This window comes from Mycobacterium toneyamaense (assembly GCF_055384815.1).
This window is the reverse complement of record NZ_AP040333.1, coordinates 3959471-3982848: the sequence shown is the minus strand read 5'-3', so window position 1 is coordinate 3982848 and position 23378 is coordinate 3959471. Positions and strand designations below refer to the sequence as shown.

Annotated in this window: 20 protein-coding genes and 1 pseudogene; 10 read left to right on the top strand and 11 right to left on the bottom strand. The window is 66.7% G+C overall.

Annotated features, from left to right (window positions below; translation table 11 throughout):
* Nucleotides 1–70: 70 nt before the first annotated feature.
* The gene (locus ACZ5IQ_RS19110) at nt 71–838 is read left to right on the top strand and encodes a DUF2127 domain-containing protein (protein ID WP_061009895.1); all 768 of its coding nucleotides are present in this window, start codon (nt 71–73) and stop codon (nt 836–838) included.
* A gap of 9 nt (nt 839–847) precedes the next feature.
* On the opposite strand, the gene ACZ5IQ_RS19105 is transcribed toward ACZ5IQ_RS19110, so the two are convergent.
* The 3 genes from ACZ5IQ_RS19105 to ACZ5IQ_RS19095 form a co-directional block, all read right to left on the bottom strand.
* Nucleotides 848–2302: an AMP-binding protein gene (locus ACZ5IQ_RS19105; protein WP_135357350.1), complete on the bottom strand. Its 1455-nt coding sequence runs from the start codon at nt 2300–2302 to the stop codon at nt 848–850.
* A 108-nt stretch (nt 2303–2410) separates the two neighbouring features.
* Nucleotides 2411–3010, bottom strand: a complete 600-nt coding sequence (locus tag ACZ5IQ_RS19100) for a zinc-binding dehydrogenase (RefSeq protein ID WP_244602347.1) — start codon at nt 3008–3010, stop codon at nt 2411–2413.
* A complete protein-coding gene (locus tag ACZ5IQ_RS19095) occupies nt 2941–3384 on the bottom strand; it encodes an alcohol dehydrogenase catalytic domain-containing protein (protein WP_234789752.1) in 444 nt (147 codons plus the stop codon). Before ACZ5IQ_RS19095 ends, ACZ5IQ_RS19100 begins: the two co-directional genes overlap by 70 nt.
* A 186-nt stretch (nt 3385–3570) precedes the next feature.
* Between ACZ5IQ_RS19095 and ACZ5IQ_RS19090 the strand changes: the two genes are divergently transcribed.
* The 4 genes from ACZ5IQ_RS19090 to ACZ5IQ_RS19075 are packed head-to-tail and all read left to right on the top strand — an operon-like array spanning nt 3571 to nt 6968.
* The gene (locus ACZ5IQ_RS19090; protein WP_064860409.1) at nt 3571–4086 is read left to right on the top strand and encodes a WXG100 family type VII secretion target; all 516 of its coding nucleotides are present in this window, start codon (nt 3571–3573) and stop codon (nt 4084–4086) included.
* Nucleotides 4083–5264 carry a type VII secretion target gene (locus tag ACZ5IQ_RS19085; RefSeq protein WP_082934870.1) on the top strand — a complete coding sequence of 394 codons (1182 nt, stop codon included), beginning with the start codon at nt 4083–4085 and terminating at the stop codon, nt 5262–5264. The genes ACZ5IQ_RS19090 and ACZ5IQ_RS19085 overlap by 4 nt, the downstream gene beginning before the upstream one ends.
* Nucleotides 5265–5287: 23 nt before the next feature.
* Nucleotides 5288–6268, top strand: a complete 981-nt coding sequence (locus tag ACZ5IQ_RS19080) for a hypothetical protein (RefSeq protein WP_131808830.1) — start codon at nt 5288–5290, stop codon at nt 6266–6268.
* Between the two features lie 10 nt (nt 6269–6278).
* Nucleotides 6279–6968, top strand: a complete 690-nt coding sequence (locus ACZ5IQ_RS19075) for a nucleoside/nucleotide kinase family protein (RefSeq protein WP_268794107.1) — start codon at nt 6279–6281, stop codon at nt 6966–6968.
* Nucleotides 6969–6977: 9 nt separating this feature from the next.
* Here the strand turns inward: ACZ5IQ_RS19075 and ACZ5IQ_RS19070 are convergent, their stop codons facing one another.
* A complete protein-coding gene (locus tag ACZ5IQ_RS19070) occupies nt 6978–7838 on the bottom strand; it encodes an AraC family transcriptional regulator (protein ID WP_209841251.1) in 861 nt (286 codons plus the stop codon).
* 76 nt (nt 7839–7914) lie between these two features.
* Here ACZ5IQ_RS19070 and ACZ5IQ_RS19065 point away from each other — a divergent pair, with 76 nt between their 5' ends.
* Complete coding sequence (locus ACZ5IQ_RS19065; RefSeq protein WP_064860411.1) at nt 7915–9177, top strand: amidohydrolase family protein; 1263 nt, start codon at nt 7915–7917, stop codon at nt 9175–9177.
* A gap of 53 nt (nt 9178–9230) precedes the next feature.
* Here ACZ5IQ_RS19065 and ACZ5IQ_RS19060 read toward each other — a convergent pair whose 3' ends face one another.
* From ACZ5IQ_RS19060 to ACZ5IQ_RS19050, 3 genes are all read right to left on the bottom strand, one after another.
* The gene (locus tag ACZ5IQ_RS19060; RefSeq protein WP_064860412.1) at nt 9231–10355 is read right to left on the bottom strand and encodes an acyl-CoA dehydrogenase family protein; all 1125 of its coding nucleotides are present in this window, start codon (nt 10353–10355) and stop codon (nt 9231–9233) included.
* Complete coding sequence (locus tag ACZ5IQ_RS19055; RefSeq protein WP_064860413.1) at nt 10356–11588, bottom strand: acyl-CoA dehydrogenase family protein; 1233 nt, start codon at nt 11586–11588, stop codon at nt 10356–10358.
* Nucleotides 11589–11660: 72 nt separating this feature from the next.
* Nucleotides 11661–12326, bottom strand: coding sequence for a ScbR family autoregulator-binding transcription factor (locus ACZ5IQ_RS19050; RefSeq protein ID WP_061009914.1), 666 nt, complete (start codon nt 12324–12326; stop codon nt 11661–11663).
* A 193-nt stretch (nt 12327–12519) separates the two neighbouring features.
* Here ACZ5IQ_RS19050 and ACZ5IQ_RS19045 point away from each other — a divergent pair, with 193 nt between their 5' ends.
* A complete protein-coding gene (locus ACZ5IQ_RS19045; RefSeq protein WP_464481422.1) occupies nt 12520–13914 on the top strand; it encodes an IS1182 family transposase in 1395 nt (464 codons plus the stop codon).
* Between the two features lie 301 nt (nt 13915–14215).
* Nucleotides 14216–15118 (top strand): hypothetical protein, encoded by a 903-nt coding sequence (locus ACZ5IQ_RS19040; RefSeq protein ID WP_131808831.1) that lies wholly within the window; start codon nt 14216–14218, stop codon nt 15116–15118.
* A gap of 11 nt (nt 15119–15129) precedes the next feature.
* Here the strand turns inward: ACZ5IQ_RS19040 and ACZ5IQ_RS19035 are convergent, their stop codons facing one another.
* Genes ACZ5IQ_RS19035 through ACZ5IQ_RS19025 form a run of 3 tightly spaced genes read right to left on the bottom strand, consistent with a single transcriptional unit; the run spans nt 15130 to nt 19877 of the window.
* Nucleotides 15130–17019 (bottom strand): putative bifunctional diguanylate cyclase/phosphodiesterase, encoded by a 1890-nt coding sequence (locus ACZ5IQ_RS19035; protein WP_464480106.1) that lies wholly within the window; start codon nt 17017–17019, stop codon nt 15130–15132.
* A 12-nt stretch (nt 17020–17031) separates the two neighbouring features.
* The gene (locus tag ACZ5IQ_RS19030; RefSeq protein WP_464480105.1) at nt 17032–19161 is read right to left on the bottom strand and encodes an Rv1355c family protein; all 2130 of its coding nucleotides are present in this window, start codon (nt 19159–19161) and stop codon (nt 17032–17034) included.
* Nucleotides 19161–19877: a hypothetical protein gene (locus ACZ5IQ_RS19025; protein WP_061009922.1), complete on the bottom strand. Its 717-nt coding sequence runs from the start codon at nt 19875–19877 to the stop codon at nt 19161–19163. The genes ACZ5IQ_RS19030 and ACZ5IQ_RS19025 overlap by 1 nt, the downstream gene beginning before the upstream one ends.
* Nucleotides 19878–20127: 250 nt before the next feature.
* Between ACZ5IQ_RS19025 and ACZ5IQ_RS19020 the strand changes: the two are divergent.
* Nucleotides 20128–21286 (top strand): annotated as a pseudogene (locus ACZ5IQ_RS19020) (transposase).
* 307 nt (nt 21287–21593) lie between these two features.
* Nucleotides 21594–22046, top strand: coding sequence for a MaoC family dehydratase (locus ACZ5IQ_RS19015; RefSeq protein WP_064860726.1), 453 nt, complete (start codon nt 21594–21596; stop codon nt 22044–22046).
* 51 nt (nt 22047–22097) lie between these two features.
* Here the strand turns inward: ACZ5IQ_RS19015 and ACZ5IQ_RS19010 are convergent, their stop codons facing one another.
* A complete protein-coding gene (locus ACZ5IQ_RS19010; RefSeq protein ID WP_406802606.1) occupies nt 22098–23294 on the bottom strand; it encodes an acyl-CoA dehydrogenase family protein in 1197 nt (398 codons plus the stop codon).
* Between the last annotated feature and the right edge of the window lie 84 nt (nt 23295–23378).

Sequence of the window (23378 nt, the reverse complement as noted above, 5' to 3'; positions counted from 1 at the left end):
CCTTGAACCGGCGGAACTACGGCGGGCGGATTCGGGTGCTCCGCTCAGCTCGTGTCGATACGGTACGGACATGGTGGATTTCGCCCTCCGGTCCTGCGGACTCCGCGGCCACGCAACGTTCGCCCCGGATGAGCCGGAGCTGGCCGCCCGTCTGCACGTGCAGACCCCGGTCGGTGAGGCGTGGCGCTGCCTGAGGTGCGAGACGTTCGTCGTCGGCCCGCCACGGGGGAAGGGACCGGCGGAATCGGCACCCGAAGTCCCGCGCGGCCGGCTGCTGCGCGACCGCGTGCTGATGCGGGTGCTGGCGGTCGAGCGCGTCTTCCGATTCCTGCTGCTGGCCGCGATGTCCTACGGCGTCTTCAGGGTGCGAGCGGCGCGTGTGCATCTGCGGGACATGTTCGAGAAGGACCTGCCCCTGCTGCGGCCGCTGGCCGACCAGATCGGCTGGAACATCGACGGTTCCAAGATCATTCGGCACATCAACGATGCCTTCACCATGTCGGGCACGACCCTGTTGTGGATCGGGATCGGCATTGCGGTGTATGCGCTGATCGAGTTGGTGGAAGCTGTCGGGCTGTGGGGGATGTGGCGGTGGGGAGAGTATTTCGCGGTGGTGGCCACCGGTATCTTCCTGCCGCTGGAGATCTACGAGCTGACGGAAAAGGTCACCACACTGCGCGTGGCGATGCTGCTGGTGAACATCATCGCCGTGCTGTGGTTGTTGTGGAGCAAGCGGCTGTTCGGCCTCAACGGCGGTGGTGCGGCGTACCGGCAGGAGCACGAGACCGAGAGCCTGATGAGCGTCGAGCGGGCAGGCCTCGCGACGACCACGCCCTGAGCAGCCGCGCTAGTTGGTGAATCGTGCTCGGAGCTGTTCGCGCAGTATCTGTTTCGCGATCTTGCCATTGGTCGTCAGCGGTAGGGCGTCCACGAACACGACGTGCCGGGGGCGCTTGAAGGCCGCGATGTGCTCGCGAACATACGCGGTCAGGGCATCCGCGTCAGGGTGAGCCCCGCCGCTGGGCACGACGACCGCGCAGATGGCCTCACCCCAGTACGGATCCGGAACCCCCACGACCGCAACCTGATCCACGTCGGGGTGCGCTGACAGCACGTCCTCGACTTCCCGCGAGGACACGTTCTCGCCGCCGGTGATGATGATGTCCTTCAGCCGGTCGGACACCACGAGTCGGCCCTCGTCGTCGAGATATCCGACGTCGCCGGTGTGCAACCAGCCGTCGACGGTCGTGGGCGTGTCGGGCCAGTACCGGACCGCCACCTGGTCTCCGCGCACCAGGATTTCGCCGTTCGGCGCGATCCGGATCTGCACGCCGCCGTGGGGACGGCCGGCCGACCCGAGGACGGCGGTGTCGCCAGCAGCGCCCGCCCGGTGGTCCTCGGGCCCGAGAAACGTGACGTTGCCGCCGGTTTCGGTCATTCCGTAACCCTGGTGGAATCCCACGTCGAGCCGGTCGAGGGCACGCCGGAGCAGGTCGGCCGGAATGGCCGACGAACCGTAGGCGATGTCGCGAAGCGACGGCAGATCGGTGCCGGCCTGGTCCAGATGGGCCAGCAGGCTGTGCAGCATGGTCGGGGCCAACGAACACGAGGTCACCTGGTGCCGGTTCACCGCGGCCGCGAAGTCATCGGGCCGGAATGCCGCCACCGGCAGCACCGTCGACCGGGCACCGTGGTGCACCAGCATGTTGTACCCGGCGATGTGGCACATGGGAAACGGCAGCAGATAGACACCGCCCGGACGGACCGACCTGCCGGCGATACTGCCCCGGACCGCCGCGGTGATCGAACGATGCGTGTGCACAACACCTTTCGGCGCTCCCGTCGACCCACTGGTGAACAGCAGCCAGACGGGGTCGTCGGCGTCAGGTTCGTCGGGCCCGGGCCGTCCGGCCGATTGAGTTGCCGCAGTCCACTCTTCGCTGTCGAACGAGATTGCCTCGGGCCGGTTCAGGGGCCCCAGATAGCGGCCGTCACCCAGTATCAAGGTCGGAGCCGCGGTCGCCAGTTGTGCGACATGCTCGTCGGCACTGAGCCGCTGATTGATCAGGACCAGGATGCGTCCGGCGCCGGGCACCGCGTAGTAGAGCGTCGCGTAATCCGGGCCGTTGTCGGCGATCACCGCGACGCGGTCGCCGCGCCTGGTCCGCGACGCGATCCAGCCGGCGACCGCCGCGATCGACCGGTCGAACTGCGCGAACGTCGTGACGGTGCCGTCCTCGGCGATGAGAGCCGGCCGATCAGGCATTGCGGCAGCGGCGTCGGACACCAGGTGATGGAGCAATTCGCGATGCCCCACAATGCCTCCCGTGCCTCGGCCTGAACGTCCGCATCACGCTACCAGCCCGGTGGTCGGATGAGTCTCCGTCCCAAGGGCTTTGGCCGGGCGAGCTCAGCCGGAATGCGTGGCGAGGATGACTTTCCCGCGGACGTGCCCGGCCTCGACGAGGCGGTGCGCGTCAGCCACCTTCGACAGTGGCAGCACCTCGGTTTCCGGTGGCCGGATCGCGCCCTTGGCGCAGAGTGCGGCCAACTCCATGAGGTGCTGGGGCTGGCGCTGGACCGCGATCATGTTGGAGACGATCCGCACGCCGCGCTCGGCGGCACGGGCCACCCGCTCCTCGTCGGCGCGCGAAATGAGGGTCTCGATCTCGACGTAGCTGCCGCCGGGAGCCACCAGCTCCTCGGCATGCGGCAGCAGGGTGTCCAGCCCGACGGCGTCGAGCACCTGATCGACGCCCGACGGAGCCCAGGCCCGCAGCTGCGCGACGACGTCGCCGCCGCGGTAGTCGATGGCCAGCTCGGCGCCGAGTTCGGTGACGTAATCGAAGTTCCTCGGGCTGCACGTCACCGCGACCCGCGCGCCCAGCGCCCGGGCGATCTGGATCGCGATGCTGCCGACGCCACCGGCGCCGCCGTTGATCAGCACGGTCTGGCCGTCCTGCAGCCCGCCGGCGTCGACCATGCCGCCGTAGGCGGTGCTGCCCGCCACCGGCAGTCCCGCGGCGTCGACGTGGCTCCAGCCGGCGGGCAGTGGCGCGAGCAGCTCGGACGATGCGAGGCAGTATTCGGCGTAGTGCCGTCATTCCCGTTGCGCTGGTTGGACATCCCGAAGACCTGATCGCCCACCTGCCAACGGGTCACGCCCGGCCCGACTGCCGCGATGACGCCGGCCAGGTCGAAGCCGAGCACGAACGGGAAGTGATAGTCGATGTAGGCGGAGAGCTTGCCCTCGCGGGTTTTCCAGTCCGCCGGGTTGACGCTGGTGCAGGCGATCTCGACCAGCACCTCGTCGGCCGCGGGCACCGGGGTGGGCAACTCGGCGGCGTGCAGCACCTCGGGGCCGCCGAACTCGGTCAGCACCATTGCTTGCATTGTGTCGGGCGGGGGCGCGATGTGGGAGGTCATCATTCGGTCTTAGTCGGCCCGCAGCGTCAGTGGAAGGCAGGTTCCCACTAGGTGACATCCTGGTCGCGGGGACGCGATTTTTGGTGACCGGTGGCCTGCGGCCCGTGGGGGACAATGGAGACCGATGGGAACGGGGGACGGTCCATGTCGTACACGGTGTCGCAGGTGCTGAATTCCGATCCGGAATCGCTGCTGACCGCATCCCTCGACGCGCGGGCCGCGGCCCAGCGCGTCGGCGCCCAGATCGACCGGGCACGAACGCAATTCGCCCATCTGGCCGAGGACTGGACCGGCACCGCCGCCGATGCCGCGCAGAAGCAGGGGCGCGAATCGCTCGACGAGCAGACCGCATATCGGAACCAGCTCGATGCCGTGGCAGAGCCGTTGGCGACAGGTGGTGCCCAGCTCACCGAGCTCCGCGCCAGTCTGAAGAAGGCAGTCGACGCTGCCGGGTCGCAGTGGGACGTCGCCGACGACGGCGGGGTCACGCCCGGCTTCTGGCTCCGCTGGTATGCGCGGGTTTCGCCGGTCCAGGCGCTGCAGATCGCGGCCAAGCGGATCGAGGTCGAGAACGCGATCAAACTGCTGCTCGCGAAATTCGAAGCGGCCGACCGCGACACCGGCCATCAGCTCCGCAAGGTCGGTTGGGAACTGGCATGACGGCGCCGTTGACGGTCGTCGTGGCCTCGTTGCGGGAAACCGCAGCGGAGCTGGCGGACGTGGCCGGCGGACTGGTCAACGACGGCGGCGGCCCCGAACTGTCTGCCGCCGCGGGCCCGGTGGCCGGGCTCGACAGCGGCCAGGCGTGTCGCGAGGTGGGGGCTGCGCTCCTGCGTCGTGCGCAGGTGCTGGGACAGGGCATGTCCGCGTTCGCGGGGAAGCTCGATTCGGCCGCGTTCCTTTACGAGCACGGCGACCAAGCAGCTGCCGAACGTATTCCGTTCGACGTGCCGGAAGCGAAAGACGCACGAATCGGTGATGATCCCGGGGAACCGGGATACGACCCCGTCAACAAGTACGAGGACGCGCTGCGCGACGCGGGCCTGCTGAGCGGGACCAGCGCGGGGTATTACCGGGAGTGGCTGCAGAATGCGGCGAAAAAGGGTGTGCCGCCTCAGGTCATCGTCGACATCGCACGGCAGCAGAAGCTCACCCCGGCGAGTTTCGAGATCCTCGAGGGCATGGAGCGCGTCGTCGACAACAACCGAACGAGCAGCGATCCCAGCGACGACAACACCTACTTCCTGCTACCGCCGGGGACCAGCGCCGACGACGCCCGCCGGGCCGTGTTGATGACGTACATCCTCAACGCGGGCACCAGCTACAAAAAAGGAAACCCGACCACCGACTTCGCCGAAACGCCCTACACGGCGACCGAGGTGCAGCGCATCGTCGACCGGCAGTCGGCGAATTCCTGGAGCTACGAACAGGTTCCGCGACTGGCGGGCAGCGGCGGGCGGTTCGCCACCACACCCAACGGCATGCTGATGGGACTGGGCGGCGGGTTCATCCAGAACCAGCTGAGCCAGCAGGCCGGATCCACCTATGGTGACGTGTTCCTGATCAACATCGATCACCCGGCGGATGCGGGCGACCAACTCCGCAAGATCATCGGGTCGGGTCAGATGTGGTACGACGGGCCCGGCGGCGCACGCCAGCAGGACATGGACATCGATCGCGTCCTGCATCACGAAGAGCGGCACTCGGGACAGTGGGCCGCGTTGGGACCCGTGGAATTCGCCAAGCAGTACGCGATCAGTCTGGCCGCCGAAAAGCTCACCGGCCGCCGAAATCCGTTCGAGACCAACGCCGGCGCATCGGACGGGGGTTACTCGTGATCCGGCGAATCCACTGTCTCGGTGTGGCTTTCGTGACGCTGCTGGCGTTGTGCGGCTGTGACCCCCTGGGGAAGCCGTCGCTACCGGTGCAATTCGGAGTCCGGGTGACCGACGGACAACTGCGGGTGTGGACCGGCTCACCATGCCGCGGCACGACGGCCGTCAACGTCACCTTCAACATCGATGGCCGCGCCAAGGCGGAACTGAAGCTCGAGGCGACGCCATTGCCGGAAGCCATCGGTGCACGCACGACTCCGCCGAACCCCGGCGTCGAAGTCGAGTACCTCACCGTCGGCGGGCCCTATCCAGGGTTCGATGTGGTGACGCCGCTGCCCGCCGGATTCGACTGGCGCACCGCGGACACCGTGTCCGTCTTTCCGCAGTCGCCACGATCATTCGGCGGTGTCAGCAAGCTGGGCGAGGCGATCACGGAATCGGACCGGCATCCGCCGGACACCTACTGGTTCGAGGGCATCGGTTGGCTCAATCCTGCGGGCGTCGCGGCCCGGGACGGCACGAAGTTCCTGACGCTCTGTTCGCGTGACCCCGCGCGGGGCCGGCAACTGCCGAGGGTTTTCGGGGTGCGCGTCACCGACGGGACGTTGCGAATCTGGCCCGGCCGGTACTGCGGTCCGGTGGACGCGGTGATCCTGACATTCCAGCCCGGTCAGACGGATATGGTACTGGCTGCCGACGCACGCAATGCCGTCCCGTTCGACTCCCTGACCGCCACCGGGCCGTACCCCGGCTTCGCTGTGGCACGGCCGCTGCCCGGCGGATTCGACTGGCGGACCCGGAAAACGGTGCTGCTGCGGGTCTACCGCCCCAGCGGGGAGCCGGAAACCACCACAACCGACCTCGGTCCGGCCGTCACCGAGTCGGGCCGGCATGCACCGGATACCTACTGGTTCCAGGGATTCGGCTGGCTGAGTCCCGCTGATGTCGCGGGCAAGGACGGCACGGAGCTGTTGACGGCGTGTGCGCCCGAGCCGCAGCGCCGGTGACATTGCCGGTATCGCGTGCTGCACGTCTTCGACTTGGACGCGCCGAACGGCTAATGTCCGCGCCATGGCCCGCTTGACGGACGATGTCGCCCGACTGCTCGATGAGCGGTCGGGCCGGGTGGTCGTCGGTCTCACCGGGCCACCGGGTGTCGGCAAGTCGACCGCGGCCGCACATCTCGTCGATGAATTCAATTCCGCGCAGCATGATTTCGCGGCCCTACTGCCCATGGATGGCTTTCATCTCGCCAATGCGCAGCTGGCGCGGCTCGGCCGCAAAGGCCGTAAGGGTGCCCCGGACACCTTCGATGCGGCCGGTTTCCTGGTGGCGTTGGCTCGGGTGCGGGACGCGTATCAGACTGCCGATGTCTATGTGCCACGGTTCGATCGGGCGATGGAGGAGTCTGTTGCGGCCGGACTGGTTGTGCCCGCGGCGGCCCGGCTCGTGGTCACGGAGGGGAACTATCTGGCGTTGCCGTCCAACGGCTTTGCCGGTGCGCGGGAGCTGATCGATCGGCTGTACTACCTCAGCGGCGCCGACGAGGTGCGGCGGCAGCGACTGCTTGCGCGCCACATCGCCGGCGGACGCAGTTTGATCGCGGCCGAGCACTGGGTCCGTGCGGTCGACGAGCCGAACGCGCGGTTGATCGCCGAGACCCAGGTGCGATGTGATCGCACCTGGGAGATGGCTGACCGGCCGTGATCGCGACCCTTATCGCGACTCGTGCGGCGCGCGCGCCGTCTCCGCGGTCTGGCGCCGGTAACCCGACGGTGACTGCCCGCTGAACTGGGTGAAGCAGCGGGTGAACGCGCTCAGGCTCTCGAAGCCGACCGCGGTGGCAGTGGCCTGCACCGACTGCCCCGGTTCTGTCAGCAACGCCATCGCCCGGAGCATCCGGGCGTTGAGAAGATAAGTCCGCCAAGATAATCCGATGGACTCCTGGAACAGCCGGCGCAGCGACCGCTGCGACACCGCGACCGCGCGGCTCACCTGTTCGGCCGTTGCCGAAGCCAGATGCGCTTTCGTGTAGGCCATCGCCGCGGCGACGATCGGGTGCTCGGACGTCGGCAGGCTCAGCGGCGCTTCGTGGTCCAGCGCTTCGGCGACGAGATGCGCCAGGGTGCGAAAAAACCCGTCGGAGACGGCATCGCCGTCCGGCCGGTCGATGGGCCACCGCAACGCGTAGATCATCATCTCGCGGATCAGTGGGGAGACGGCGATGATCCGAGCCCGGTCCGACCGGTCCGAGATCAGGCCGGGATCGAACATCACGGCAACGGTCTGGACGTCGGGGTTCATCACCGCCTGATGGGGCAGGCCGGCCGGTATCCAGGCGGCCTGTTGCGGCGGCAGCAGATAGTGGGCGACATCGGTTTCCACCTCGACGAGGCCGTGCAGTGCGTATTCGATCTGGTGCACCTCGTGCGAGTGCCAGCCGGTGATCAGCGCGTCGCCCTCGTAGAGGTAGCTGCCGCCGAGGGCGCGGCCGCCGCGGCGCAGCTCGATCACCGGCCGCTCGGACATCTTGGCCGTTTGAGATAAACCTCTGTCCGAAAGTGCAGAGACGGTCACGCCTGTAGACGGTACTACTGAGGTGTGCAGGCGCGGACGTGAGGATGCCGCGCACGTGAGGAGCAATTGGAGTCCAGTGAATACCGACGACCTGATCCTGGTGAGCATCGATGACCATGTCGTGGAGCCGCCCGACATGTTCGTCAACCACGTTCCGGACAAGTACAAGCCCGAGGCGCCGATCGTCGTCACCGACGACAAGGGCGTCGACCAGTGGATGTACCAGGGCCGCCCCCAAGGAGTGAGCGGGCTCAATGCCGTGGTCTCCTGGCCGGCCGAGGAGTGGGGTCGCGATCCTGCCGGGTTCGCCGAGATGCGTCCCGGCGTCTACGACGTGCACGAGCGGGTACGCGACATGAACCGCAACGGCATCCTGGCCTCGATGTGCTTCCCGACCTTCACCGGTTTCTCCGCCCGGCACCTGAACATGCACCGCGAAGAGGCCACCCTGGTGATGGTCTCGGCCTACAACGACTGGCATATCGATGAATGGGCCGGTTCGTACCCGGACCGGTTCATCCCCATCGCGATCCTGCCGACGTGGAACCCCGAGGCGATGTGCCGTGAGATCCGTCGCGTCGCTGCGAAGGGGTGCCGGGCGGTGACGATGCCCGAGTTGCCGCACCTGGAAGGCCTGCCGAGCTACTTCGACGAAGACTACTGGGGCCCGGTGTTCCGTACCCTGTCGGAAGAGAACGTGGTGATGTGTCTGCACATCGGCACCGGTTTCGGCGCGATCTCGATGGCCAAGGACGCCCCGATCGACAATCTGATCATCCTGGCCACGCAGGTCTCGGCGATGTGCGCCCAGGACCTGCTGTGGGGCCCGGCGATGCGCAACTACCCGGACCTGAAATTCGCGTTCTCCGAAGGCGGTATCGGTTGGATCCCGTTCTATCTGGATCGCAGCGACCGGCACTACACCAACCAGAAATGGCTGCGCCGCGACTTCGGGGACAAGCTGCCCAGTGACGTCTTCCGTGAGCATTCGCTGGCGTGCTACGTCACCGACAAGACGTCGCTGAAGCTGCGCCACGAGATCGGTATCGACATCATCGCCTGGGAGTGCGACTATCCGCACTCGGACTGCTTCTGGCCCGATGCGCCCGAGCAGGTGCTGGCCGAGTTGAATGCCGCGGGCGCAAGCGATTCCGACATCGACAAGATCACCTGGCAGAACTCCTGCCGGTTCTTCGGCTGGGACCCGTTCAAGTTGACCCCGAAGGACCAGGCGACGGCGGGTGCCCTGCGCGCCAAAGCCGTCGACGTCGACACGTCGATCCGGCCGCGCGCCGAGTGGGCAAAGCTGTACGCGCAGAAGCAGATGACGCTCACCTGATCCGGTCCGGCCGGATCAGGTGAGGGCACACCCAGAGTTGCGCGGCGCCGAACTCAGCCGCGGGTCAGTTCTGCGTAGCGGGTCACGTGGTGGTCGGTGGAGCCGTATTCGTACTGAACGGCGGTGAGCCGCTTGAAGTAGTGGCCGATGGCGAGCTCTTCGGTCATACCCATGCCGCCGTGCAGCTGTACGGCGTTCTGGCCGATGAACCGTGCGGCGCGGCCGACGGTGGCCTTGGCCGCGGAAACCGCGCGTGCCCGGGTGTGCGCGTCGGCTTCCAGGTTGAGCACGGCAAGGTACACCGCCGACACGGACTGTTCGAGCTCCATGTGCATGTCGACCATGCGATGCTGCAGGGCCTGGAAGCTGCCGATCGGCTGGCCGAACTGCTGGCGCTGCTTGGCGTATTCGACGGTGTCCGCCAACGCCTTCCGCATGTTGCCGACGGCTTCGGCGCACACGGCGGCGGCGCCCTCGTCGCGGGCCTGGGCGATCGACGGCCACGCCTCGCCCTCGGCGCCGAGGAGCGCGTCGCCCGGCAGCCGGACGTCGCGGAGTTCCAGGTCGGCGGCCCGACGGTCGTCGACGGTGCGGTAGCTGTGCATTACCAGCCCCTCGCGGGGCTCGGAGATGTCGACCAGGAACAGTGAGATGCCGCCGGGTGTCTGTGCGGTGACGAGCAGGTGGGTGGCCAACGGCGCGTTGACCACCATGATCTTGTCGCCGCGCAGCACCCAGTCGTCGCCGTCGCGGGAGGCGGTGGTCTGGACGTCCTGCCACCGGTCGCCGCTGTGGGCCTCGGCCGCGGCAAGCGCGACAACGGCTGTGCCGGAGGCGATTTCCGCCAAGATGGGGCCGGCAACCGGGCTACCGGATCGCAGCAACAGACCGGCTGCGACCACCGCGGTGTCCACGTACGGTTCGATGACCAGGGCGTGACCCAGCGCTTCGGCGATCAGCATGACCTCGACGGGCCCGCCGCCGATGCCACCCGCGTCTTCCGGCAGCGCGGCGCCGAGGATGCCGAGTTCCTCGGCGAACGACTGCCAGATGTCAGGCTGCCAACCGGGCCCCGATTTCGCTGCTGCCCGGCTGGTTTCGAGGTCATACCGGCCGGCCAGGAACTTGGACAGGCCGTCCCGGAGAAGTTCCTGTTCCGCGGAGAAGGTGAAGTCCATCTACAGCCCCAATTCTGCTTTGGCGAGGATATTGCGCTGAATTTCGTTGCTGCCGGCGTAGATCGAGCCGGCGCGGTCGTTGAAATACCGCAGCGGCGCGACCGCCTGCCATGCCTCGCCGCTGACGTAACCGTCTGGGGGAGGGGCGAATTCGGCCACCGGTCCACCGGGACGGGTGGCATGCGGCTGGTACGCCCGGCCGCGGGGGCCGGCGGCCTCCATGGCGAGTTCGGTCAGGGTCTGGCTCAACTCGGTGGAGAGCACCTTCAGCATCGACGACGCTGCGCCCGGATGTCCGCCGCCGGCCAGCGCGGCCAGCACGCGGTATTCGAGAATCTCGAGCACTTCGGTGCGGATTCGCGCATCGGCGAGCTTGCGCGAGAACGCGGCATCGTCGAGCAGCACGCCGCCCTCGGGGCCCGGCGCGTGCGCCGCCGCCGTGGCGATCTCGTCGGCCAGCACCTGCAGGCCCGGGGCGGCCGCACCGCCGCCGCGTTCGAATTCGAGCAGGTACTTCGCGACGGTCCAGCCGTCGTCGATCTGCCCGATGACGTTGCTCTTGGGCACCCGGACCTCGTCGAAGAAGACCTGGTTCTGGACCTCTTCGCCCGACGTCATGACCAGTGGCCGGATTTCGATACCGGGTGTGCTCATGTCGATCAGGACGAAGGTGATGCCCTGCTGCTTCTTGGCGGTGCGGGTGGTGCGCACCAGTGCGAACATCCAGTTCGCCTCGGTGGCGTGGGTGGTCCAGATCTTGCTGCCGGTGCACACCAGGTCGTCGCCGTCGGAAGCGGCGGCCATGGTCAGGGCGGCCAGGTCGGACCCGGCCTCGGGTTCGGAGTAGCCCTGGCAGAAGAAGACCTCGCCGGTCAGGATGCGGGGCAGGAAGTAGTCCTTCTGTTCGGCAGTGCCGAACCGGATGATCGCGTGTGCCACCATCCGGATGCCCATCGGGGACAGCGACGGCGCCCCGGCCAGGATCGACTCCCGGCTGAAGATGTAGTGCTGCGTCAAGCTCCAATCGCAGCCGCCGTACTCCACCGGCCAGGCCGGCGCCGCCCAGCCGCGCTCGTGCAGGATGCGCTGCCAGTCCAGGCTCGCGTCGTGATCGCTGTACACGCTGGTCATCAGGCGACCGGCTTCTTGGATGTCCGGTGTCAGATTTTCCTGCAGAAACGTGCGTACTTCATCGCGGAATGCCAGATCACTGGCCGACCAATTGAGGTCCATGCAGACTCCTCTGTCGCTTGGGCTGATGGCAGCCTAGCAACAAAGAAGTGAACTTAGTTAGCGATGTGGGTTTCAGGTGGTGGTCTGCTCCACGGTGTTCGTCTGTCGCGTGGATGCGGCCGCCATGAAGGCAAGATGGCGGTCGAGCGAGTCCGCGGTCACGATCGCCGGCATCAGAACGCGCCACTGCCTGGCGAACCGCTCCCGGAGATCGTTGCCGTCGGACGCGGCGCTTGACATCAACTCCGCGCCGAGGATCCAGGCCACCAGCGTGTTGGCGACGTCGGCGGGGTCCGCGCCCGGGCGCAGGTCGCCGTCTGTTTCGGCGCGCTTGATGTCCGAGGTGAACTGGTCGACGAAGTTCACGTAACTGTGTCGCGCCGTCGGGTTGAAGCCGGCGAACGTGCGCAGCAGTTTGGTCCCCGCTTGGGCGGTCCGGTTGGTCGCCAACAGGTCGCTGGTGGTGAAGGTGCCGACGATCAGTGATTCCATGGCGCTGTGCTCGGAGTCCCGTGCGGACTGGAACACGTTGTGCAGCAGAACCATTGCCTCTTCGATGATGACAGTGGCCAGTGCTTCTTTGGAGTCGAAGTGATAGTAGAGCGCGCCCTTGGTCAGCTCGGCGCGTTCGATGATGTCAGCCAATCCCGCGGCGGGATAACCGATCTCGTTGATCAAATCGACAGCAGAGTCAATGATCTTGCGTCGGGTCACTTCGGATCGCGGCTGGCGCCCCATTCGTCGATCACCTTCCGTCAGCGCGCGTTCTGTGGCTAGGAGCGTGGGTCAGTAACACGCCGGGCGGGGTGTTGGTGCGAGCTGCCGGTATACGGGATCCTTAGGTGTGCGTGATGATCTCGGTGATGGCGGGTTGTTCGAGGTAGACCCCGGGCAGCGGGTGGATTCACATTCTGTGGCGCCGAAGGCGCCGGTGGACAAGACGTTTCGCCCGTTCGCGCCGGAGCAGGGCCTGTTGTTGCCGCCGTCGCTCGATGACTGGCTGCCCGCTGAGCATCTGGCCCGGTTCATCGCCGAGTTGGTCGATGAGCATCTGGACTTGTCCCGGATCCATGCCGCCTATACCGAGGTCCGGGGTGGGCCACCGTACGATCCGCGGCTGCTGGTGCGGATTCTGCTGTACGGGTACACGACCGGGGTGCGTTCCTCGCGCAAGCTGGAAGCCGCCTGTGTTGACGTGGTCGCGTTTCGGTGGCTGGCCTCTGGTAGCGCCCCCGATTACCGGGCGATCGCCCGGTTCCGTAAACGCCACCTGTCCGCCCTGGGACATGTGTTCGTGCAGGCGTTGGCGTTGTGTCAGGCCGCGGGCATGGTGTCCCTGGGCCGGGTCGCCCTTGATGGCACGAAGGTGCGGGCCAACGCCTCCAAACGCAAAGCGATGAGTTATGCCCGGATGACCGAGAAAGAGAAAGTCCTGGCCGCCGAGGTGTCAGCGCTGCTATTGGAAGCTGAACGGATCGACAAGGCCGAAGACCAGCAGTTCGGTAAGGACCGCCGTGGTGATGAGCTCCCGGCCGAGTTGGCCCGCCGCGAGACCCGGCTGGTGAAGATTCGCCAGGCCAAAGCCGCCCTGGAGCACGAAGCCGCCGAGGCGGCCCGCGCCGACGCTGAACGCAAAGCCCGTGAACGCGACGATGATGACGACACCACCACCAGTGCGGGAGCGGCCGCCGCCGCAGCAGCCACACCGAAACCCAAGGCGCAGCGCAACTTCACCGATCCGGATTCCAAGATCATGCTCACCGCCGATGGGGCGTTTCACCAGTGCTACAACGCCGCGGCTGTGGTCGATGCCGATCATCAGGTGATCGTGGCCACCGCAGTGGGCACCAACGCCGCCGATGTGGGCACCCTGTTGCCGATGACCCGGCAAGCGGCGGCCAACACCGGCCGGGTTCCCGCCCAGGTGCTCGCTGATGCCGGCTACAGCAGCGCCGCCAACTGTGAGGCCGCCGCCGCATACACCGCTACGTATGGGACCGAGTTCTTCATTGCCCCCGGCCGCCGGCGCCGTGATGACCCGGCCCCGGTGGCCCCACGCGGACGCATCCCGGCCGATGCCACCACCAAGCAACGGATGGCCCGCAAGCTCACCACCAAACGTGGCCAGCAGGTTTATGCCCGCCGTAAAGCCATCGTGGAACCGGTGTTCGGTCAGATGTCGACGCTGCAGAACGCCAAACATCTTCTGCTGCGCGGCCTTGAGCAGGCCCGCGGCGAATGGCTATTGCTCGCGGCGTGCCACAACATACGAAAACTGCACGGCCACATCGGACTTACCGGCCTCTCGGCCCTACCCGCCTATTGAGGCCCCGTCGGCAGGGCACCGGGCGCACTGGGCGCTCACCACACGCGATCGCGCATCGAACGTGCAACCAGATCACCTCAGAGCCACGGACTGCGATCTGTACGCACCTTCGACGACCTCACCCCACCAACGGCTTACCGACCCAAGCTCCTAGCCCCCCGGAATCATCCTAAGGGTGCCATAACGTAGGCCGTTGTTGGTGTCGTTCATTCCGAGAGTATGTAAAGTAGCCGCACGGCGAAATCGATCCCTGGCTGTCGGATTGTTGCAATTCGCTGCCGCTTAACTCAGGGATTTCAGGTTGGATTGGGACGCAGAAGTTGACGTGCTGTGCGTCGGCGCCGGTATCGGTGGCCTGGCGACAGCCATTGCCGCGGTCGACGCCGCCGCAGATGTGATGGTTGCCGGAGCGCTGCACGCCGATGACGGGCGCTGGCTGCGCGGCGATGATGTGCATTGCGTCACTCTGGGCGCCACGCTCGACGCAAGGATCGACGAGTTCGGCGTACCGCGAGGGATTCCCGACGACGAGCCCGCCCCGGAAGCCGGCGGACCCGGCGAAGTCGAAGCGGCCGAGCCCGACCTCGGCGAGCAGCTCGACGCCACCGCCGTCTATTTCGCTGCGGTGACCGCCGAAGTCGATGACGCGGCCGAACCGCCGTCGGACGGCGCTTCGGTGCCGGCCCGTGTCGTGCGCGAGCTGACGGAGTCCGAGACGCACACGCGCACCATCGAGACGTTCTTCGGCGCGGGACTGCTCGACTGGGCCCGGGTGTGCCTGGATTCGGCCACCGGCGCGCTCTACAGCACGGTTCGCGGCTGGTCCTCGGAGACCCTGCGCGACTCGGCGGGCACGACGCTCCAGCTGTCTTCGCTCGGCGCCATCGAATGGAGCACGGGCGACGGACCGGGCCAATTGTTCGACTGGCTGGCGGCGGCGGCCGCCGAACGCGATATCGCGGTGAGCGCGGCCAGCACGCTGCAGGCGCTGCTGTTCGAAGACCGCCGGATCATCGGAGCCGAACTGAACACACCCGACGGGCCGTACTTCGTACGTGCGCGCCACGGCGTCGTGATCTCGCCCGATTTCACCGGCAAGGGCGCATCCGTCGAGACTGCCGCGGCGCCGGCCGGCGCCCTCGAGGTCTGTATCGTGGGCCTGCCCGCCAGCAGATTCGCCCGCGTGGAACTGGTTGCGCGCTAGCGCGGTTCGGATCACATCTCGCTGGTGAACCGGACCGGTACCCGTCCCTTGCGGTACAGCGTCGCCATCTGGTCGCTCGGCAGCGGCCGCGACAACAGGAAGCCCTGCGCACGGTGACAGCCGAGGCGCAGCAGTGTGGTTGCGGCAGCTGTGGTTTCGACACCCTCGGCGACGATCTGGAGACCGAACGAGTCGGCCAGTGCGATGATCGCCCGGACGATCGCGAGGTCGCCGGGGTTGGAACCCAGATCGGTGACGAAGCTGCGGTCGATCTTGAGGATGTCGACCGGTAGCGACTTGAGATGGGACAGCACGCTGTAGCCGGTGCCGAAGTCGTCGATCGCCAGCCGGACCCCGGTTCTGTGGAGGTCCGCCAGGGTGGCGCGGGAGGACTCGCTGTCCTGGACGACGACGTTCTCGGTGATCTCCAGGCACACCGATCCGCGGTCGAGACCGAATTCGTCGAGGATGTCGGCCACCGACTCGGCGAAGCCGTCGGTCACCAGCTGGACCGGGGAGACGTTGACGCGTAGTTCGAAATCGTCGCGGTCATCGGCATCATCGCTGCCGGATTTCGAAGCCAGGAAGTCCTCGCGCCACCGGGCGAACTCTCGACAGGCCGTCCGCAGCACCCAACGGCCCAATTCGCCTGCCAGGTTGATCGATTCGGCGATACCGATGAATGCGGCCGGCGGGAGCAGCCCGCGTGTGGGATGGTCCCAGCGGACGAGCGCTTCGGTCGCGAGCAGCTTCCCGGTGCGCATGTCGATTTCCGGTAGGTAGTTGAGCAGCAGTGCGCCGTTCTCGATGACGTCCTGCAGATGCAGCTCGATATCGTTGCGGTAGGCCGTTTCCAGGGACATCGCGGTGGTGAACACCGCGACACGATCCCCGCCGGCCGACTTCGCGCTCAAGACGGCCTGGTCGGCCCGGCGCAACAGGTCGGAGGAGTTGTCGGAGCCCGGGATACCGGAAGCGACGCCGACACTCACTGTCCGCGTGAGCCGTTCGCCGTCGATCCAGACGCGACGCCGCAGCGAGTCCTGAAGCTGGTAGGCCAGGGCTTCGGCCTTCGTCGCGGATATCGGCTCGGCCGGGACGACGACGAATTCGTCACCGCCGAGCCGGGCGATCACGGTCTTGCTGTCGACCCCTTCGGTGAGGCGCTGGGCGAAGACGCGGATGAACGAGTCACCCGCGCTGTGCCCCAGGTAGTCATTGATGGCCTTGAGCCGATCGAGGTCGAAGAAGAGGGCGGTGACCGGGCCGGGTTGTCCCGGCTGCAACCGGGCATCGAGGTGGGCGATGAGGGCGCGCCGGTTGTTCAGGCCGGTCAGGTCGTCGTGTTCGGCCAGGTACCGGAGCTGCTCCTCGGCGAGACCCCGAGATTGGGCCTGGGTCAACAGCGAAGCGATGGCCTGCAGCGCGTTGATCTCCTCGGTGACCCATTCCCGGTTGCCGTACTTGATGAAGCCCAAGGCGCCGGTGGTGCGGTCGCCGGACACCAAAGGCGTTGCTGCCAGTGATATCTGGGGGACGTTGCGGTCCGCCTCGATGCGGCGCTGGTAGTCGTCCGGCTCCGGGTCGGGGCGCACGATCAGCGGTGTCTTGCGGTGCTCGGTCTCCGCGAAGACCGGGTCGGCCTCGGCGAAGTACACCACGCGCAGGGGGTCGGGGTCCGGAATCTCCGGCCGCAGTGGCCATTCCGCGACGAGGATCGAAGCACCGATCTCATGGTCGTTGCGGCGCAGGAAGCTGACGTCGACCTCGAAGTAGTTGACGAGGATCTCCAGAACGTCCGTGTACACCTTGGTGGAGTTGCTGGAGTCCGCCGCCATCAACCGCGTCGCAACCTCTGTGACCAGGCGATCCAGTGAAGGGGGAGACTCGTCGATGGACATGAGACGATCAGCTTAACCTGCGCTGACCTCAAAGGCGGTGCTCCTGCGGCTGGGTACCGAAGCCGGTGGCGCATCCGATATTCGGAGCGCGAGCACCACGGCCTCGCCCGGCCCTTTGCTGGTCAACGCATGGAACGTGTCCTGTAGTCGGCGGAGTTCGTCGGCGTACTTGCCGGACAGTTCGCCGAGTTCGGTTCCGGTGTGGGCGTAGAGAAACGGCGGCGACATCGGCTGCACGGCCAGGCCGGCGTCCTGCGCCGCCATCCACACGGCGACCACGGCGGCACCGCCACGGGCGAAGTCGCTCAGCGCCGCGCCTCGGATCATGACGGTGACGATCGCACTGCTGGAACGCATGCGACCACTTGTGTCATCCCCGAGGACGGAGCCGGCATCCCAGTCATCGAGTGCCGCAACGACGTCGGTCCGGCGCAGCAGGGGCAGTACGGCCAGATCGCCGGAATCGAGCCCCAGGGAACGGACGTCGATGCCGAAGTCCGATCCGTCGTCGCCGGGCCAGCGCAGTTCCGAGATCATCTCGCGGTGCAGGGTGGGGGTGAGATAGCGGATTCGGTCGGCGTCGGCGAAGACCGTTGCTGTGCGTGCGATCTCGTCGTGGCCGACCATCACGTGCACACGTGCGTCGTGTTGCTGTGCCACCCGCGCGAGTGTCTCGGACACCTCGGGGGGCAACGGTGCGCCCGTCCCGCGGTGGCGGTTGGTCTCACGTTCGAAGATCCCGGGGTAGCACCGGGCGAGCTCAGGGTCGGCGCCCGGCCGCAGCCGGAGGGCGATCTGCAGCGGGGACTCGCCGGCGGGTTCGGTGTAGGTCACGTCGGTGGCAAAACCGTTGGCGGCGGCAGCAACTCGGGCGTTGAACGCGGCGGCTCCGATGGCGACCGCACTGCCCCGGAAGCCGACGTCCATGGTCGACGTGCGCGCGGGATCGATGCCGATGACGACGCTGTCGGCTGTCACCGCGATGTGCCAGGGCTGGGAATTGCCGCCCGACGGGGCGCGGATGGCGGCGGCGACCGCGGCGTCGACGACCTGGCCGAGCCCGGTGGCGACCGCAGGGGACGGCGGCAGGGCGCCGTCGGCAGGTGGGTCCGCGCGGGTGGGTTCGGCCAATTCGCCGAGCAGACCGCCGATGTCGACCTGGGTGCGCCCCGACGCCAGCGGTTCGTCCAGCCCGATCCGGCGGATGGCTTCCAAAACTGTTGCCGCTCCGACGGTTACGTCGCCGACGAGCTGTGGCCAGGCCGACAGCGTGCGGCCCACCTCGAGTAGGGACGCACCCATTCGCGGCGAAACTCTGGCCGGGTCGAAGACCTGCATGAGGTACGGCAACTTCTGGGCGATCGGCAGGCCCGCCATCGCGTCGGGGTCGATGTCGCCGAGCAGTCCGTGGAAGACCGGGCGGGTGGGATCGATGTCGAAGCGTTCGACGTCGATCAGCCCGCGGTCGCTGGTGGCCATCAGCACCGGGATCCCGCGGGCGCGGGCGCCGTGCCGGAGGTGCAGTTTCATCTCCAACGAGTCACATTGCTCGACCAGTACGTCGAGCCCGTCGAGGAACGGCGCGAGGGCGTCGGCACTCAGTCCGGCGGACGAATGCCGGACGAGGAGGTAGGGATCGAGTTCGGCGATCCGGCGCATGGCGGCGGTCGCCTTGTTGAGGCCGATGTCGAAAACCGTTGCGGGAATGCGGTTGAGATTGGACACGCCCAGCGTGTCGAAATCGGTGAGCCGCAGCTCGCCGCAGAACCCCGCTACGGCGAGCGAGTGAGCGATGAGGTGGCCCGAGCTGAGTCCGACGATGCCGATGCGGAGGCGGCCCAGCCGGTCCTGTTCGCCGCTGGTGGCCAGATGCCGGTTGCGGTCCAGACGCAGTCGGCGATACGACCGCGGTCCCAGCAGCTTCAGCACCGTCGCGCGCCACGGGTAGTAGACCCAGCGGGCGGGCTCGTCGAGGAGATCGGACGTCGGTGCCGGCCGGAGTTCGGCCAGCGCGGCGAACTGGTCGGCCCAGGTGTCCACGGTGTTCACCGTCGGGTCGCGCAGCAGCGCTTCGAGGGATTCCGCGTCGGCGGGGTTCTGCGGGTCGAGGATCGAGATGTGGTTAGCGTCCAGAGCTGGCATCAACCGGCGACCAGCCTGGTTGATATCGCGTCGATCTCGTGCAGCGCCTTCGTAATCTGCTCCGGCTGAGAATGATTGACCATGGTCCGTCGATCCCACCACATCATCTTGGTGCGGTAGCGCTCGTCCGGGTACGGCGTGGCCGGAATGGGCGCCACCACGCCGCCACCGGATTTCCACAATTCCAGGACGTGCTGGGCTGCCGTGGCCATCACGAACTGCACGCCCATGACGCTGGTGGCGTGATAGGCGGTGCGGGCCAGGAGATTCGTGATGGCGTGCTGGCTGGTCCGGTTGTCGGAGACCCACGCCGTTTTCATCTCCATGACGCCAAAGGGCACCCGGTCGTTGATCATCTTGCGCACCATGGCCAGTCCGGGCCGGCCGGCCCACTCGACCACGGCATGAGAATCATCGGCGCCGCCGAGCGGGGCTTTGGCACGCAGGCCGCCGACCATGTTGCCGCCGCGGTCCAGGACCGTCCAGAACAGCGCGGTGTCGGCACCGCCGCGGATCGCGGCAGCGTCGACGACCGCTTCGACGCCGTGCCGGCGATAGCTTTGCTCCGCCGCATCCACGTAGCGGTTCCAGAGTTCCGGGTCGGTGTGGGGTTGCGACAGCACCACGCTGCAATCGGTATCGGTGTCGAACCAGGCGATGTTTTCGGGAAAGCGAATATCGACGTTGGATTCGTATTCGACATACTCCACCGACATCGTTGCCCCATTCGTTTCGAGCAGTCACTGCAACGTCAGTTGGCAGTCGGTTGCGGTAAACGCATCTCGCGCGGACTGCATTCCCTAATTCAGTATCGGGGTTGTTGGGGTCCTGGAGCAATGATCAATACCTGTGGATGAGGCCCGGCGAGGCGGCCTGAAAGTGGGCGCACCTTCCCGAGGATGATCATCACGGAATCAGGTATTCGATCAAGACCGGCGTTGGCGCGCTGGTTGGGAAGGTACGCCCATGCTCACCGTAGTTCACGATGCCGAGGAGGCCAACGGCGGCGAGGCCGGCCGGTCGTTGTTGGACGAGATCGTCCGCGACGGAGCCCGGCAGATGTTGGCCGCTGCACTGCAGGCCGAGGTCGCCGCGTACGTCGCCGCATTCGCTGATCAGCTCGACGAGAACGGTCACCGACTGGTGGTCCGCAACGGCTATCACCAGCCGCGTGAGGTGCTGACCGCGGCCGGTGCCGTGCAGGTGAAAGCGCCGCGGGTCAACGACCGCCGTGTCGACCCCGATTCTGGTGAGCGGCAGCGGTTTTCCTCGGCGATTTTGCCGGCCTGGGCACGCAAGTCCCCGCAGATGAGTGAGGTGCTGCCGCTGCTGTATCTGCACGGCCTATCAACCAGCGACTTCGGGCCCGCACTCGAGCAGTTCCTCGGCTCGGGTGCCGGGTTGTCGGCCACCACGATCACCCGTCTGACCGCGCAGTGGCAAGACGAAGCCCGTACGTTCGCTGCCCGGGACCTGTCCGGCAGCGACTACGTCTACCTGTGGGTCGACGGCATTCACCTCAAGGTCCGCCTGGACCAGGAGAAGCTGTGCCTGCTGGTGATGCTCGGCGTGCGCGCTGACGGCCGCAAAGAACTCGTGGCGATCACCGACGGCTATCGGGAGTCATGCGAGTCGTGGGCGGATCTGCTGCGCGACTGCAAACGCCGCGGCATGACCGCCCCAGTGCTGGCCGTCGGCGATGGCGCGCTACAAAGCTCAGGTCGCGGTCAAGGCCTTCGCGGTTGCCTTCGGCGCGAAGTACCCGAAAGTGGTCGCCAAGATCGTCGACGACCTCGATGTCCTGCTGGAGTTCTACCACTACCCCGCCGAGCACTGGATCCATCTGCGTACCACGAATCCGATCGAATCCACCTTCGCCACAGTGCGTTTGAGAACGAAGGTCACCAAGGGTCCGGGATCACGGGCCGCTGGATTGGCCATGGCCTACAAGCTGATCGACGCCGCCCAAGCCCGCTGGCGGGCCGTCAACGCCCCACATCTGGTCGCCCTCGTCCGCGCCGGAGCGGTCTTCCACAAAGGCAAACTGCTCGAACGACCCACCGACATCACCCCACCGACACCACCGTCAGACGGCGATCAACACACCGAAACGGAGGTCGCCTGAAACACCCCGATCCACAGGTATTGACAATTGCTCGGGGTCCTGCAGCCAACTAGTGGTGAAACGTTGTCTGTCGGCCTTCGGCGGGCCGAAGAATTGGTCAAACCGAGTGTGCTGGTGCAATGGACGTTGGCAATCCCGGATATTGCTATATGTGCAGGTTAGCGTAGGCGATGCCCCAAGATGGCGAACTTTGAGTGGCTAAGTAGGTGGCATCGGCCGAAAATCTGTGCATTGTGCTGCCCTGACGGACGCGTTAGAAGTAATAGCGGTGCGGCCCGGGAAGCGGCCGCGCCCGAGAGGAGCAAGCGTGAAGGTCTTCGACAATCTGTCCGAGTTCGTCGCAGCAGCAGGTAGTCAGCTTGGGCCGACGGAGTGGATGGAAATCACCCAGGAGCGGGTGAATCTGTTCGCCGACGCCACCGACGACCATCAGTGGATTCACGTCGATCCTGAGCGCGCCGCCGCGGGCCCGTTCGGCGGCGCAATTGCCCATGGTTTGCTGACGCTTTCACTGCTACCGCATTTCATGCACCAGCTCTATCGCGTCGACAACGTCGCATTGGCCGTCAATTACGGTTATAACAAGGTGCGATTCATCACACCGGTCAAGGTCGGAGCAAACGTTCGGGCGGGTGCGGTCATTTCGAAAGTCGACGAGCTGGACGGTGCCGTTCAGGCGACCGTGACAGTAACCGTCGAAATCGAGGGATCGGATAAGCCGGCGGCCGTGGTCGAGTCGATCGTGCGAATCATCGGATGATTGCTGGAGGCGGCCAGGTGAGAGCGCGGACCGCCAGGTCGCGCGGTCGCGTCAGCGGCCCGCAGCCGAGCGCTGTGCCGCCTTCACCAGGCCGCCACCGATGATCAAACGCTGAATCTCGCTGGTGCCCTCGTACAGCCGCAGCAGACGCACGTCGCGGTAGATCCGTTCGACGGGCACGTCGCGCATGTACCCGCTACCGCCGTGCACCTGCACGGCCAGGTCGGCGACCTTGCCGACCATCTCGGTGCAGAAGAGCTTCGCGGCGGACGGCGCGATGCGTCGGTCCGTGCCGCTGACCCACATTTGCGCGGCATCACGGACCAGGGCGCGACCGGCCATGACGCCGGTCTGCATGTCCGCCAACATCGCCTGGACCAGCTGGAATTCGCCGATTGCGGTGCCGCCCTGGGTGGCGGTCGCGGCGTATGCGACCGACTCGTCGAGCGCGCGTTGCGCCGCGCCCACCGCCACGGCGGCGATGTGCACCCGTCCCCGGGCCAGTGACGTCAGCGCGGCGCGGTAGCCGATGTCCTCATTGCCGCCGATGAGGGCATCCGGACCGACCCGCACATCGTCGAACGTGACGTCGGAGGTCCAGGCCCCTTCCTGGCCCATCTTCGCGTCTTTCGGTCCGACCACGACGCCGGGAGCGTCGGCGGGGACCAGGAACACCGCGATGCCGGGTCCGTCGGCGTCGGCCGGCCGGGTCCGGGCGAACACCACGAACAGATTCGCGGTGGGCGCGTTGGTGATGAATCGCTTGTGGCCGGTGATGATCCAGTCGTCCCCGTCGGCCACGGCCTTGGTGCGCAGGCCCGCCGGGTTGGAACCGGCGCCGGACTCGGTCAACGCGAACGATGCCACGCAGTCGCCACTGGCGATCGGTTCCAGCCAGCGCTGCTTCTGGGTGTCGGTGCCGAAGCCGACCAGCACCTGACCGGCGATGCCGTTGTTGGTGCCGAACATCGAGCGGACGGCCAGCGTGGTGTAGCCCAACTCCATCGCCATCTCGACGTCCTGGACGAGATCGAGCCCGAGGCCGCCCCATTCCTGGGGGATGGCATAGCCGAACAGGCCCATGTTCTTGGCCTGATCCCGGATGTCGTCGGGCACCCGGTTCTCGGTCATGATCTCCAGCTCCCGCGGCACCACCGCGGTACGGACGAACTGGCGGGTCGCGTCGAGAATGTCGCGGAAATCCTGATCGCTGACTTCTGCGACGGGGGAACCGGTGGGTTCGGCCATGTGGGGTCTCCTTGCGCAACACGACGGTGCTTCTGGTTTGATGCAAGAAATATCATATTTTATGTATGAAGCTGGTCGTCGGGT